Origin of the sequence: Flavobacterium ginsenosidimutans, assembly GCF_037478105.1 — a bacterium.
GTDB lineage: Bacteria > Bacteroidota > Bacteroidia > Flavobacteriales > Flavobacteriaceae > Flavobacterium > Flavobacterium ginsenosidimutans.
The window spans coordinates 3134403-3149972 of record NZ_CP147988.1; the positions used below are offsets into that span (position 1 = coordinate 3134403).

At 33.6% G+C, this 15570-nt stretch carries 12 protein-coding genes; 9 read left to right on the forward strand and 3 right to left on the reverse strand.

Features of this window, described 5'->3' with window-relative positions; genetic code table 11:
* The first annotated feature begins 192 nt into the window (after positions 1-192).
* From V6624_RS13800 to V6624_RS13815, 4 genes are all read left to right on the forward strand, one after another.
* A complete protein-coding gene (locus tag V6624_RS13800) occupies positions 193-1839 on the forward strand; it encodes a DUF6377 domain-containing protein (protein ID WP_338838966.1) in 1647 nt (548 codons plus the stop codon).
* Positions 1840-2044: 205 nt separating this feature from the next.
* The gene (locus V6624_RS13805; protein WP_338838967.1) at positions 2045-4261 is read left to right on the forward strand and encodes a glycoside hydrolase family 3 C-terminal domain-containing protein; all 2217 of its coding nucleotides are present in this window, start codon (positions 2045-2047) and stop codon (positions 4259-4261) included.
* 140 nt (positions 4262-4401) lie between these two features.
* On the forward strand, positions 4402-5049 hold the full coding sequence (locus V6624_RS13810; RefSeq protein ID WP_338838968.1) for a DUF1349 domain-containing protein: 648 nt from the start codon (positions 4402-4404) through the stop codon (positions 5047-5049).
* Positions 5050-5120: 71 nt separating this feature from the next.
* On the forward strand, positions 5121-6272 hold the full coding sequence (locus V6624_RS13815) for an acyltransferase (protein WP_338838969.1): 1152 nt from the start codon (positions 5121-5123) through the stop codon (positions 6270-6272).
* 247 nt (positions 6273-6519) lie between these two features.
* Here V6624_RS13815 and V6624_RS13820 read toward each other — a convergent pair whose 3' ends face one another.
* Complete coding sequence (locus tag V6624_RS13820) at positions 6520-7626, reverse strand: NADH:flavin oxidoreductase (RefSeq protein ID WP_338838970.1); 1107 nt, start codon at positions 7624-7626, stop codon at positions 6520-6522.
* Positions 7627-7633: 7 nt separating this feature from the next.
* Positions 7634-7936, reverse strand: a complete 303-nt coding sequence (locus tag V6624_RS13825) for an ArsR/SmtB family transcription factor (RefSeq protein ID WP_091496855.1) — start codon at positions 7934-7936, stop codon at positions 7634-7636.
* 321 nt (positions 7937-8257) lie between these two features.
* On the opposite strand from V6624_RS13825, the gene V6624_RS13830 reads away from it, so the two are divergent.
* Positions 8258-8752, forward strand: coding sequence for a TlpA family protein disulfide reductase (locus V6624_RS13830; protein ID WP_111290351.1), 495 nt, complete (start codon positions 8258-8260; stop codon positions 8750-8752).
* A 209-nt stretch (positions 8753-8961) separates the two neighbouring features.
* Here V6624_RS13830 and V6624_RS13835 read toward each other — a convergent pair whose 3' ends face one another.
* Positions 8962-9342: a hypothetical protein gene (locus tag V6624_RS13835; protein ID WP_338838973.1), complete on the reverse strand. Its 381-nt coding sequence runs from the start codon at positions 9340-9342 to the stop codon at positions 8962-8964.
* Between the two features lie 207 nt (positions 9343-9549).
* Here V6624_RS13835 and galA point away from each other — a divergent pair, with 207 nt between their 5' ends.
* From galA to V6624_RS13855, 4 genes are all read left to right on the forward strand, one after another.
* Positions 9550-12369 (forward strand): beta-galactosidase GalA, encoded by a 2820-nt coding sequence (gene galA, locus V6624_RS13840; protein ID WP_338838974.1) that lies wholly within the window; start codon positions 9550-9552, stop codon positions 12367-12369.
* Positions 12370-12714: 345 nt separating this feature from the next.
* Entirely contained in the window at positions 12715-13584 is an 870-nt protein-coding gene (locus V6624_RS13845) for a helix-turn-helix domain-containing protein (protein ID WP_111290356.1), read from the forward strand.
* A 309-nt stretch (positions 13585-13893) separates the two neighbouring features.
* On the forward strand, positions 13894-14301 hold the full coding sequence (locus V6624_RS13850) for a cupin domain-containing protein (protein ID WP_111290358.1): 408 nt from the start codon (positions 13894-13896) through the stop codon (positions 14299-14301).
* 207 nt (positions 14302-14508) lie between these two features.
* Positions 14509-15561, forward strand: coding sequence for an NAD(P)-dependent alcohol dehydrogenase (locus V6624_RS13855; RefSeq protein WP_338838976.1), 1053 nt, complete (start codon positions 14509-14511; stop codon positions 15559-15561).
* Positions 15562-15570 lie beyond the last annotated feature (9 nt).

Consider the following 15570-nt stretch of genomic DNA (forward strand, 5'->3'; position numbering starts at 1 on the left):
AAATAAATGATTTCGAGTTTGATAAAATCAAAACGAAATCATTTTATTTATATATAAAGCACTTTGTGATTATCCTATTTATATCACTAATAAAAGAATCATCATTTTTTAGTACATTTTAACCATAGTTAAATAATTCGTTTTTTATATTTTCGCTTTGTTATATTTGTAATTCCTTTATATTAAATCGACTTGAAAAAATATTGCCTATTTCTGTTTCTTATCATAGTACACTTTCCAGTTTTTGCATCGGAGGGTACAGATGTTATTCTAAAAAAATTAAATGAGGCGATTAAAAATAAGCAGCATTATGTAAAGATTAAAGAAGAGCGAATTCAAAACTTCAAGAAGATAAAATCGGAGAATCTTACTAAAGAGCAGGAGTACAATTACAATAAAACTTTATATCTCGAATATCAAAAACTAAATTCAGATTCGGCTATTCAATATGTAAAAAAGAATCTCAAAATTGCCGAAGAACTTCAGAATAAAGAGCTTTTTAATTTAGCGCAATTACAATTGGTAACACTTTATTCTTCGTCAGGAAAATACCGTGAATCTGAAGCTCTTTTAAAAAGCATTGATAAAAAAAGTTTAGCCACTTCATTACTCCCAAACTATTATATTTCGTATCGTGAGTTTTTTGAACATTATGCGGCTAATAGTTATAGTCCAGAATACAGAAAACAAATTGGTAAATACCGAGATTCATTATTAAGTATTTTAAATCCGAATACGTTAGATTTTAAAATTAATAGAATTCAGCAAGATATTTTTATTGATAAGAAGTACAATGATCCCAAAAAGCAATTATTAGCTTTATTAAATAAAACGAATGAAGAAAGTCCGCAATATGCCATGATTACTTATTTGCTTGGGAAAATTGCAGAAGTTACTCATGATTTAGAATCCAGAAAAAAATACTACGCACTTTCTGCCACTTCGGATATTAAAAATGCCAATAAAGACAATGCTTCATTGCAGGAATTGGCTTTGGTTTTTTATGAAATTGGAGATGTAGATATGGCGTATAAATTGACACAATCGGCAATTGAAGATGCTTTGTATTGTAATGTTCAATTTAGAACCTTATTAATGTCAGAAGTATATTCGATCATTAACACGGTTTATCAAGAACGCGAAGCACAACGAAAAAGCGAATTACAGATTTATTTGCTTTGTATCAGTTTGCTTTCTCTGTTTTTGCTTGTTGCAATAATCTATGTTTACAAGCAAATGAAAAAAGTGTCGAGAATTCGAACAGAACTTTATGAAACCAGTCAGAAATTAGCAGAATTAAACAAAGATATTACCGAAACAAATAGTCAGTTGCAAGAAAGTAATTTACAATTGTCTGAATCTAATTTAGTTAAAGAAGAATATATTGCCCATTTCTTCAATCTTTGTTCAACTTACATTAATAAGCTGGAGAATTACCGTATTATCTTAAACAAAAAAGCGACCGCAAAGCAATTCGACGAAATTTATAAAATATTAAAGTCAACTACTTTAGTTGATAATGAGTTAGAAGAATTATACAAGAATTTTGATATTATTTTTCTGAATTTATATCCAACATTCGTTAAAGATTTTAATGCTTTATTAATTCCAGAAGAACAAATCGTTTTAAAGCAAAATGAATTGCTAAATACTGAACTTCGAATTTTCGCTTTAATCAGACTCGGAATTACTGACAGTGTTAAAATAGCTGCATTTTTACGATATTCTTTAAGCACAATTTACAACTATCGTACAAGAGCGCGAAATAAGGCTGCAGTTTCGCGAAATGATTTCGAAGAAATGGTCATGAAAATTGGTTCAATGTCTTTGAAAGTATAAATATTTATTTTAAATCCACTACTTTTTTCAAGGTTTTAAAAGTGTTAAATAATTGTAAATCAATATTTTAATTTTTTAATTCACTACTTTTTTTGGTTTAAAAATGTAACTTGTACTATAACGTTTTAGTTTTACAATATGATAAAAAAGTGTTTTCTTAGGAAGACATTCCCACTTATAAACTAATGCTTTAATAATTACTGTTATGTTGAAAAACGTTAAAACAATTGTTGTTTTACTTTTACTAAGTTCTTTGGGGGTGAATGCCCAGAACAAAGTTCCAGTTTATCTAGACGATAAAAAACCGATTGAAGAGCGCGTAGAAGATGCGCTTAAGCGAATGACTACCGAGGAGAAAATTGCCATAATTCATGCGCAGTCTAAATTTAGTTCTCCAGGTGTAAAACGTCTTGGAATTCCAGAAAACTGGATGACTGATGGGCCACACGGAATTCGTACAGAGGTAAAATGGGACGAATGGGATCAAGCAGGATGGACAAATGATTCTTGTATCGCTTTTCCAGCGCTTACCGCACTTTCATCAACTTGGAACAAAGAATTGGCTTCCTTATATGGTAAATCTATTGGAGAAGAAGCACGTTACCGTAACAAAAACGTATTATTAGGGCCTGGTGTAAACATTTACAGAAGTCCATTAAATGGTCGTAACTTCGAATATATGGGAGAAGATCCGTTTTTAGCAGCAAAAATGGTTGTTCCTTATATTAAAGGAGTTCAGTCAAATGGAGTTGCTGCCTGCGTTAAACACTTCGCTTTAAATAATCAAGAAACAAATCGTAACTCAGTTAATGTAATCGTTGACGATCGTGCGTTATACGAAATTTATCTTCCTGCTTTTAAAGCTGCAGTTCAAGAAGGTGATGTTTGGTCGATCATGGGATCTTACAACAAATATAAAGGACAGCAATGCTGCCACAACGAATATTTATTAAACGATATTCTTCGTGGAGAATGGGGTTTCAAAGGAGTTGTAGTTTCAGATTGGGGTGGAGTTAACGACACTAAACAAGCAATTCACAATGGTTTGGATATGGAATTTGGTTCTTGGACAAATGGTCTTTCTTGGGGAACAAGTAATGCTTATGACAATTATTACTTAGCAAAACCATATTCTGAAATGATCAGAAAAGGAGAAATCGGAACAAAAGAATTAGATGAAAAAGTACGTCGTATTTTACGTTTATCTTTCTTGACTACAATGGATAGAAATCGTCCTTTTGGATCTTTCGGAACTGAAGAACACGCTTTAGCGGGTCGTAAAATTGCTGAAGAAGGAATTGTTTTATTGCAAAACAACAATAATATTCTACCAATCAATCTTTCTAAAACTAAAAAGATTGCTGTAATTGGAGAAAATGCTATTAAAATGATGACAGTTGGTGGAGGAAGTTCTTCGCTTAAAGCAAGATACGAAATCACGCCGCTTGAAGGTTTAAAGAAAAGAATCGGAAACCAAGCTGAAATTGTATACGCAAGAGGTTACGTAGGAGATCCTACAAGTAATTACAATGGCGTTATTGCTAAAGTTAGTTTAGAAGAAAAACGTCCTCAAGCTGAACTAACTGCTGAGGCTTTAAAAGTTGCTAAAGATGCAGATATCGTTCTTTTCATTGGAGGTTTAAATAAAAGTGAAAATCAAGATGACGAAGGTCACGATCGTAAACAATTAGAATTGCCTTATGGTCAAGATAAATTAATCAACGAATTAGCGAAAGTAAACAAAAACATTGTTTTCGTAAATATTTCTGGAAATGCTGTTGCAATGCCTTGGATTAAAGAAGTTCCAGGAGTTGTTCAAGGATGGTTTTTAGGAACTGAAGCTGGAAATGCTTTAGCTAATGTTTTGGTTGGAGATGTGAATCCTTCTGGAAAATTATCTTTCACTTTCCCAGTAAAATTGTCTGACAACGGAGCTCACGCTTTAGGTGAATTCCCAGGTGGAGATGAAGTAAAATACAACGAAGGAATTTTTGTTGGATACCGTTGGGTTGACAAAAACAAAATCAAACCATTGTTCCCTTTTGGACATGGTTTAAGCTACACAACTTTTGCTTACGGAAAAGTAACTGCTGATAAAAAACAAATTAACGCTGAAGATAAAATCACATTTTCAGTTAATGTAAAAAATACAGGAAGCAGAGAAGGATCTGAAGTGGTGCAATTGTACATTACCGATGTTAAATCTTCTTTAGTTCGTCCGATCAAAGAATTAAAAGGTTTTGAGAAAGTGGCTCTGAAAGCGGGAGAAGAAAAAACAGTAACGTTTACAATTGATAAAACGGCTTTAAGTTTCTTCGACGATAAAAAACATGAATGGGTTGCTGAACCTGGTGATTTTGAAGCGATTATTGGAGCTTCATCTACAGATATAAAATCTAAAGTGAACTTCTCACTTAAATAAGTTTTTTTATTTCTAAAAATTGGTTGGTTTGTAAAGCTGCAAGTGTCAAAATTTGCAGCTTTGCTTTTGTCTTAAAAAGTTAGAGGTTAAAAGTAAAACGTTAGAAGTTTTACCTTTTGAAAAATTAAGAATCAAATAAAATGAAACGAATATTATTTTTTACAATTGGACTTGTTTTGTGCCAAAATATTTCAGCACAGACACTGAATAAAATGCAATGGTTTAATGAACCTGAAAAATGGGAAATTAAAAACAATGCTTTAATTATGAATGTAACCGCGAATAGCGATTATTGGAGAATTTCTCATTACGGATTTACGGTTGATGATGCGCCTTTTTATTATGCTAATTATGGTGGTGAATTTGAGGCAAAAGTTAAATTGACTGGAAATTACATTGCTCGTTTTGACCAAATGGGATTAATGATTCGTATTGACGAAAAAAATTATATCAAAACAGGTGTGGAGTTTGTTGACGGAAAATTCAATGTAAGCACAGTTGTAACACACGATAAAAGCGATTGGAGTGTAACGACTCTCGATAAAGTACCGCCTTTTATTTGGATTAAAGCCGTTAGAAGATTAGATGCCGTTGAGATATTCTATTCTTTTGATGATAAAAACTATATCATGACCAGAAACGCGCCTTTACAAGACAACACGCCAGTTATGGTTGGTTTAATGGCTGCTTCTCCAGACGGAAAAGGTTTTGAAGCGAAATTCGAAAACTTCTCCGTAAAACATTTACCAGATCAAAGAAGAGCAGAATGGCTTAAAAACCATCAATAATAATTGTTAATTGTAAATTATCAATTATTAATTCAATTAACCATTAACCATTAATAATTAACCATTTTTATATGAGTTCAATTTCATCTGATATAAAACCAAAAAAACATTACGAAATTCTGGACGGATTGCGTGGAGTTGCTGCCATTTTAGTGGTTGCCTTTCATATTTTTGAAGCTTTTGCTGGAGGAAATCGTTTTGTACAAATTATAAATCACGGATATCTTGCAGTAGATTTCTTTTTCCTTTTGTCTGGATTTGTTGTCGCTTACGCGTATGACGATCGCTGGGGAAAAATGGGACAATGGGAATTTTACAAACGCCGATTAATTCGTTTGCAGCCAATGGTTATTTTAGGAATGATTATTGGTGCAATATTTTACTACTTTCAAGCTTCAGATATATTGTTTCCAATGATTGGGGGAATGGAAGCTTGGAAAGTTATTTTGACGATGGTAATAGGATTTACATTATTACCAATTTCACCTTCATTAGAAATTAGAGGTTGGGGAGAAATGCATCCTTTAAACGGTCCGGCGTGGTCACTTTTTTTCGAATATATTGCAAATATCTTGTACGCCCTAATCTTTCGTAAGTTTTCGAATAAAGTGCTATCAGTTTTTGTGCTGATATTTGCCGGACTGTTAATTAATTATACTGTTTTCGGTCCAAAAGGTGATGTAATCGGAGGATGGTCGCTGAATTTGGAACAAATGAATGTTGGTTTTACAAGATTGTTATATCCGTTTTTTGCTGGAGTTTTATTATGCCGTTTAGGAAAATTAATTCATGTAAAAAATGCTTTTTGGGTTTGCAGCATTTTAATCACAATTGTTTTAGCATTGCCAAGATTTGGAGACGAAAACAGTCTTTGGATCAATGGATTATACGAATCAATCTGTATTATTTTTATTTTCCCAATTATTGTGGCAATTGGAGCGGGAGGAGAAATTAAAAATGAGTTTTCACTTAAGATTTGCAAACTTCTCGGAGATATTTCATACCCAATTTATATTACACATTATCCCTTAATTTATTGGTTTACAGCATGGGTTGTAGATAATAAAGTTTCGATGGAAAATGGCTATTTGGAAGGAATCGGCGTATTAATCGTAAGTATCATTCTAGCTTTTGTATGTTTAAAACTATACGATGAACCAGTAAGAAATTGGCTTGTAAATAAATTTCAGAGAAAAAAAGGTTCTGAGGTTCTAAGTAGCTAAGGTTCTAAGATAATAAAGATTGGTCAAAAAGGATTCTAAGATAAAACTTAGTCACTTAGGATCTTAGTTTCTTAGCGTCTTTTAAAAAATTGAATTTCTAAATTTTGTTAGTTATAGATATTCAAAAAGGGATGAAGCTTTAAACTTCATCCCTTTCTTATTTGAGTATAGTTCGATTTTCAGTAAGAAGCAACAAAAGAAAAAAACTTAGCATCTTAGAATCTCAGAACCTTAGCATCTTTAAAACTTATTCTAAAACCAATTGTCCTAAAGCTTCTTTACTAAAACCTTTTAATTCATCAGTTTTTCCAGCTTTGATTTTAGCAACCCAATTTGGATCTGATAAAAGAGGTCTTCCAACGGCAACCAAATCAAAATCGCCTCTATCGAAACGTCTGTTTAATTCTTCTAAGGAAGTCGGTTGCGAACTTTCTCCAGCAAACGCGCCGAAGAAATCACCAGAAAGTCCCACAGAACCAACGGTAATAGTTGGAGCTCCAGTTACTTTTTTAGCCCATCCAGCAAAATTCAAATCAGAATCTTCAAATTCTGGTTCCCAGAAACGACGTTGTGAAGCGTGAATAATATCAACACCTGCATCAACAAGAGGAGTAAGCCAAGCTTCTAATTCCTGTGGATTTTTAGCCAATTTATAATTGTAATCAGAAGGTTTGAATTGAGAAAATCTCATAATTACAGCAAAATCATTTCCAACTTGCTTTCTCACTTCTTTTACGACTTCAATAGCAAAACGGTTACGCTCAGGAAGTGTTTTTCCTCCATAAATATCTTCACGTAAATTCGTTTCAGCTCTAAAAAATTGGTCAATTAAATAACCGTGTGCACCGTGAATTTCAACAGTGTCAAAGCCTAATCTTTTCGCATCAGCAGCAGCTTTCCCAAAAGCAAGAATAGTATCTTCAATATCTTTTTCAGACATAGTAACACCATTTCTAAAATCAGGTCGGTTTAATCCAGACGGACCTTCAAATGGAACTGGCGGAACCCATCCAGAATGGTGGTTGTCCATAATTCCCATGTGCCAGATTTGCGGTGCCATTTTTCCACCCGCAGCATGAACTTCGTCAATAACTTTTTTCCATCCATTTAAAGCTGCATCGCCATAAAAGTGAGGAACATTAGCATCATTAGAAGAAGATTTTCTGTCAATAACGGTTCCTTCAGATAAAATTAATCCAACTTCGCCTTCAGCTCTTTTTTGGTAATAAGCTGCGACTTCATCTGTTGGAACTCCGTTCGGAGAAAAAGAGCGCGTCATTGGCGCCATTACGATTCGGTTTTTCAGATTTAACGATTTTAAGTTAAATTCAGAAAAGAGGTTGTTTGTACTCATAGTAATTTTACAAATTAGATTGAATTAATTTACTAAGTGCTTCAAAGGCACCTTCGTTACGTTTATAATAAGTCCATTGTCCAACACGCTTGGCTTCAATAAAACCAGCACGCTGTAAAATAGACAGGTATTCGGATACTGTGGATTGAGTCAAACCAGCTTTGGCTTGAATCTGTCCAACGCAGACACCATGCTCAAATCCGGCATGTTCAAGCTGTCCCGGAAAGTTAATTTCGGGTTCTTTTAGCCATTCCAGCATTTGTAATCTGGACTTGTTGGATAATGCTTTAAAAATTTCTATCGTTTCCATGATGCAAATATATCGACTTTTCCCGATATATGGATTTGAAGAAAAATATTTAGGATAATTTTATGATGGAGGAGAGGAAATGATGGAGAATTTGGTAAAGAAAATTTATATTTGTTGTTTAATGTTTCTTAGGAATACACAATATTTTTACTCTCATTGTATGTCATTTCGACGAAGGAGAAATCTCCGCGAGAAGCTCGACAAAGATTGGATTCTCGTTGCGGAGTTACTTGTGGAGATTTCTCCTTCGTCGAAATGACAAATGTTGAGGCAATAACATGATTAAAAAACAACCCAAATCCAAATTAAACTTAATCCATTATGAAAAAAACTTTACTTATTGCAGCATTTTTATGTTGTGTAATTACCAGTTCTAAAGCTCAAGTTGTAGGCGTAGATGTTGGAGATATTGCTCCAGAAATCGATCTGCCAGATACAAAAGGAGAAAAAGTTGCACTTTCTTCTTTAAGAGGAACTTTAGTTTTAGTTGACTTTTGGGCTTCTTGGTGCGGGCCTTGCATTAAAGAACAGCCCTTATTAATAAAACTGAATAATGCTTATCCAGATAAATTATCGATTTACGGAGTTTCGATGGATACAAAAAAGCCATTATGGACGGGAGCAATCGCAAAAGCAAAATTGCCTTGGACAAATGTTAGTGATTTAAAATACTGGCAATCTCCAGTTGTAGGAGATTATATGCTACAATCTGTTCCATTAAACTTTTTAATTGATAAAAACGGAATCATTTTAGCAAAAAACATTCACGGACAGGCTTTAGAAGCTAAAATTAAAGAACTTTTAGAGGTTCAGTAAGATTTTCTTCTACCTCATTAATGACTTCAGTTTGTCCTCCTGAGCGAAGTCGAAGGATATGCGTAAAGTATTGTTGTGGAATAACACACGTGTCCTTTGACTTCGCTCAGGAAGACATAAAATGAGTCAAATTTTACTTTCGCTAGATAGGCGTTAAAAAACAAAAAGCCCAATCGATAATATTGGGCTTTTAATTTTTAATTCTTTTCTTAAGACTCTTTAATAACTTTCTTTACACCTCCAAAACTCGTTTTCAGCATTTCTCTAATCTGAAACTGTGTTTTGTTTCCCGATGCGCTTTTCCAATCTTTGAGATCATAAATATGAATTTGATCTGCGTAAGGATTTGTTAAAAATGAAATTCGTGAAATCGTGTATTTATAATATTTCAGTTCGTGCGAAACATGTCGATTTGGAACAACAATTAATATGTTTTCCCAATTCAAAAAGTCTCTAGGAACATCTTTTCTTTCTAATAATCCTAAAGATTCGAAAAAAGCCATAATCTTTTGATCATTAAGTTTATTAATCTTATGATCAAGGTTTTTAAAAGTACTTTGAAGTCTATTTTCGTTAATAATAGTACTCATCGTATAATTGCTTTTTAAGATTTGAATATAAAATTACATCAAAAGAAAATCATTTTTGAATCTGAAGCCATTAGATTCATTCTAAATTTTGAAATGCATTCTAAAGCATTGTATGAATGGATTATCACATTTTGATAAAATACTATTAATGTTTCTTTACTAAAAGCCTTATTTTTATCGCTATTTGATTTACTAACAACCAAACCCATGAAAACCACTTTTACCCAAAAATCGATTTTTTACTTTTTTCTTCTATGTTCATTCCATTTATTAGCGCAAAATAAATCAGGAAGAGAACTTTTTTTAATTGATAAAGATTGGCGGTTTTCATTCGGGCATTTATACGATACAAAAAAGGATTTTGGCCATGCAGAAGGTTATTTTTCCTATTTAACTAAAACCGGATTTGGTGACGGACCAGCAGCTTCAGGATTTGACGATCGTGCTTGGAGAAAATTGAATTTACCACACGACTGGGCAGTTGAACAGCCTTTTAGCGAAAACGCAAGTTTCAGCCACGGATTCAAATCGGCAGGGAAAAATTTCCCAGAGAAAAGTATTGGCTGGTACAGAAAAAAGATCAATATTCCGAATGAAGATTTAGGGAAAATTATTTCTCTAAAATTTGATGGCGTTTTTAGGAATTCAAAAGTCTTTTTCAACGGATTCTATTTAGGAACCGAAGAAAGCGGTTATAACGGTTTTGAGTATGATGTAACGGCTTACGTAAATTATGGAGGCGAAAATACAATAGTTGTCCGTGTTGATGCTTCGATGGAAGAAGGCTGGTTTTATGAAGGAGCAGGAATTTATAGACATGTTTATCTTCAGAAAACAAATCCACTTCATGTGGCACAAAACGGAACTTATGTTACATCAGAAATTACAAATGATAATGCTTTAATTACAGCAGAAGTAAAATTGCTGAACAAAGGGCATTTTAAAGGAAATGTCGAAATAAACCAAACCGTTTTAGATGCTTCAGGAAAGCAAGTCGCAACAAATTCTGAAAATGTTACAGCACCAGAATTTTATAAAACAAATACCTTTTCATCAAAATTGAATGTCAAAAATCCGCTTTTGTGGGATATTGATTCACCTAATTTATATCAGTTAGTTACCGAAATTAAAAGCGAGGGAAAAGTAATTGATCAGTATAAAACTTCATTTGGAATCAGAACAATAAAGTTTGATCCAGAAAATGGTTTTTTTCTTAACGGAAAACATGTAAAACTGAAAGGAACTAACAATCATCAGGATCACGCAGGAATTGGAACAGCGCTTCCAGATGAAATTCAGTATTATAGAATTGCAAAACTGAAAGCAATGGGTTCAAATGCCTATCGTTGTTCACATCATCCGCCAACACCAGAATTATTGGATGCTTGCGATAAACTTGGAATGTTGGTTATTGATGAAACGCGCTTAATGGGAATCAACGATTATCATTTGAATGATTTACAACGAATGATGGAACGAGATCGCAATCATCCAAGTATTTTTTGCTGGTCAGTTGGAAATGAAGAATGGCAGATTGAAGGCGGAATTACTGGCGAAAGAATTACCAATACAATGCAGGATTTCAGCAAAAGTATCGACCCGACAAGACCTGTAACAGTAGGAATCAGTAGCGGATTTAAAAGCGGAATTTCTTCTGTTGTGGAAATTATGGGATATAATTATTTAGGAAACGGAGATATTGATGCACACAGAAATCAGTTTAAGCAACAGCCAGGAATGGGAACCGAAGAAGGTTCTACATTTGCAACCCGAGGCATCTATTTTACAGATGATGCGAAACATTACCAAAGTGCTTATGATAAAAAACCGAGACCAACTTTTTATAGTATTGAAGAAGGCTGGAAATTCTACGCCGAAAGGCCTTATTTAGCAGGAATGTTCATTTGGACGGGCTTTGATTATCGTGGAGAACCAACTCCTTATGGCTGGCCTTCTGTAACTTCTTATTTCGGAATGATGGACGTTTGCGGTTTTCCGAAAGACAATGTTTTCTATTTAAAATCTTGGTGGGGAAAAGAACCCGTTTTGCATTTACTGCCACATTGGAATTGGAGTGGAATGGAAGGCAAAGAAATTGATGTTTGGGCGTATTCAAACTGTGATGAAGTAGAACTTTTTCTCAACAAAAAAAGCCTCGGAAAAAAGAAAATGGAGCAAAACAGCCATTTAGAATGGAAAGTAAATTATACTCCAGGAACTTTGGAAGCTGTTGGATATAAAAACGGTAAAAAAGTTTTATCAGACATTCGGAAAACTACTGGAAAACCAGAAAATATTAAACTTTCTTTAGATAAAGAAAATGTATTGAAAGGAAATGTTTCTGTTGTAACGGTTGAAACTACAGATAAAAATGGCTTACACATTCCGACAGCAAATGATGAAATTATGTTTTCTATAAAAGGCGGTAAAATTTTGGGAGTAGGAAACGGTGATCCAACTTCGTTAGAAAGCGATCAGTTTATTGATGATATTGCTTTAGTTGCTATAAGTAATTTTATGGAACAAAAAGAAACAACTGCATCTCTGCCTCAGCAATTACGCAATTATTCAGAAAACGAATGGACAGAAGCTTTTAAAAATCGTGATTACAAAAAACAAGCTCCGTCATACATTTATAAAGGAGAATTTGATTTAAAGAACAACTCAACTTCAAATGTGGTAAGCTTCTTTTACAAAAAAATAGGAGTTGAAACAGTAGTTTTTGTGAACGGAAATAAAGTTGAACCAAGCAAAGAAGATTTTCAAAAATATGTTTTGAATTCGGCTATTTTAAAACAAGGAAAAAATACCATTCATATTGCAGCAACACCTTTACAAAAAATAAAAGACTGGGATGTTATGAATACAGATCCAGGAATTATTCAAGTAATAACACCAGCAGAATCTTGGAAAAGAAAGCTGTTTAATGGTTATGCTCAAATCATTATTCAGAAAGATGAAAATGCGAAGGAAGTAGTTTTGTCAGCTTCCGCGAAAGGATTGCGAGCAACGAGTTTAAAGAATTAGTTTTTTTAACCGCAAAGAACGCGAAGAATTACGCAAGGTTCGCAAAGGAATTTTCAGTTAAATTTAGAGATTCACATTTGTCTTCCTGAGCGAAGTCGAAGGATATGCGCATTTTATATCCTATGCGGAGCTACTTACGTGTCCTTCGACTTCGCTCAGGAGGACATAAATTGAGAAAAAACTTTGCGCCTTAGCGAATTTGCGAGCATTTCTATCTCAAAAAAAACTTAGCGAACTTTGCGTAATTCTTCGCGCTCTTTGCGGTTAACCTCGCAAACCTGAAACTTTAAACCTGAAACAAAAAAATAACAAAAGAATAATGTTTGATTTTCATAACTTTGCAAAATGAATAATCAAACAGAAACACAGAATTGCGATTTCACTTCAGATTTGAAGATGAAAGGTTTTAAGGTTTATCCTATAAATGGAGATTTCAGTAAAGTTCCCGTTTATAGCCGAAGAGACTTTTATAAAATCTGTATAAACACGAGCAAAAGCATTATACAGTATGCTGACCGCGGAATAGAAACCGATGGAACGATTTTGTTTTTCGGTAATCCGATTATTCCATATTCTTGGGAAACGCTTTCTGAAGGATATGAAGGTTATGCTTGCGTTTTTACTGAAGAGTTTTTTAAAACCAAAGACAGATCAGAAACTCTTCATGAATCTCCTTTGTTTAAAATAGGGGGAACTCCAATTTTTTCTTTAACTCCTGAACAAAAGGTGTTTATTGATTCGTTATTCCAGAAAATGATTGAAGAATATGAAACCGATTATGCATTCAAAGACGATTTGATGCGTAGTTATGTCAATTTGATTATTCATGAATCGATGAAAATGCAGCCATCGGAGAATTTCTTTAAACATAAAAATGCTTCTTCAAGAATTACTTCTTTGTTTTTAGAATTATTAGAAAGACAATTTCCAATCGAGACCAAAAACCAGCCTTTAGCTTTAAAAACGCCTCAAGATTATGCGCAAAGTCTTTCTGTACACGTAAATCATTTAAACCGTTCTGTGAAAGAAGTTACAGGAAAACCAACTACGGCACATATTACAGAAAGAGTCATCAACGAAGCAAAAGCTTTATTGCAGCACACAGATTGGAGCATTTCGGATATTGGTTACTCGCTTGGATTTGAATATCCGAGTTATTTTAATAATTACTTCAAAAGACTTACAGGAACGGTTCCGAAATCGCTTCGAATGTAAATTGTTTCAAATTCTTAATTTTTTGTTTGAATATTGTTATTTCAGCATTGTAGTATTGTTCTACATTTGCCCTGAAATAAACAACGAATCTTTGTATCAGTTTTTAAACGGCTAAATAACACTTCACAAAAGCGATGTCCAGCTTTATATTTAGTTTTAAATTTTTGATAATAGAAAAATATATACATTTTTAAAACATTGCTAAAATCAAAATCTCTTTCTAGAAAGAGGTTCGATGTACTGATTATTTCACTTAAATAAGCTTATAACGACTTTTAAATTAATTATTAACCTAAAAACAACGAAATTATGTCGACACATTTCACTGCTGTAATCGAAGAAGGTAAAATCCCAAATACTTATATGACAGGCGAAGTGTCATATAAAAAGCAAACAAGCGAAATTCATCCTGAAAATACTGTTATCAAAGATATTTCTTTTGAACCCGGAGCAAGAAGTAATTGGCACAGTAATGCAAGTTTGCAACTAATCATTGTAACGGATGGAGTTGGATATTACCAAGAAAGAGGCGGACAAATTAATCTTATCGAAAAAGGGAAAGTAATTACAGTTTTACCTGGAATTGAGCATTGGTACGGAGCAACACCAACGACAAAATATTCTCATATTACCATTGTTACAGAAATAGACAAAGGTCATGGAACTTGGCTGGAAAACGTTACTGATGAAGAATATTATTCTTTTGAAAGATGCTAAGGTTCTAAGATACTAAGGTTCTGAGATTCTAAGTTTTTGCGCAGATTTTACTGATTTATAGCAGATTATATTTTTTGATTAGGTAAAAATAATCGAAATTTATATAACTATTTGTAAATCAGTATGAATCAGCTAGATTTCTATTGCAATTTCAGAACGGTTTGAAACCTGAAACTTTAAACTTGAAACAAAAAACAACAATAAATTATGGAAACAAAAAGCATTAAAGCCTTTGGTACTGAAGCTGCCGAAGCACCATTGAAGACCCTAGATATTAAAAGAAGAGTAGTACAGGCACACGACGTAGAAATCGAAATTTTGTATTGCGGAATCTGTCACTCAGATTTACACTCAGCTAGAAATGAATGGCATGGAACAATGTATCCAATTGTTCCTGGTCACGAAATCGTGGGAAGAATTGTAAAAATTGGGGATCATGTAAAAAACTTTAAAGTTGGAGAACTGGCTGGAGTTGGTTGTATGGTCGATTCTTGCAGAGAATGTGAGCATTGCAAAAATGATTTAGAACAATACTGTGACGAAGGGAACATATTGACATTCAATTCTCCAGATAAACATTTAGGAGGACATACTTTTGGAGGATATTCTCAAAGTATTGTTGTAGATGAAAATTATGTATTACATATTTCTGATAAACTAGATCTTGCTGGAGTTGCACCATTACTTTGTGCTGGAATTACAACTTATTCACCGTTAAAACATTGGAAAGTTGGCCCTGGGCAAAAAGTAGGAATCGTTGGTATTGGTGGTTTAGGTCACATGGGAATCAAATTAGCAAAAGCTATGGGAGCCCATGTGGTAGTTTTTACTACATCGGTATCTAAATTTGATGCAGCAAAAAGTCTTGGAGCTGACGAAGTAGTTTTATCTACAGATCAAGAGCAAATGGCAAAACATGCTAAAAGCTTGAACTTTATTTTAGACTGCGTTTCAGCTGAACACAATATCGATTCGTACTTAAATCTACTTAAAGTAGACGGAACTTTAACGCTTGTTGGAGCTCCAATGGAACCACTTCCCGTAACTTCTTTCAGCCTTTTATTAGGAAGAAGAAGCTTTGCAGGATCTGCAATTGGCGGAATCGCAGAAACTCAAGAAATGCTTGATTTTTGTGCAGAACACAACATTACAGCAGACATCGAATTAATTGGCGTAAACGACGTAAATAATGCTTACGAAAGATTATTAAAAGGAGATATCAAATATCGTTTTGTGATTGATATGGCTTCTTTGAAATAAGATTCTAAG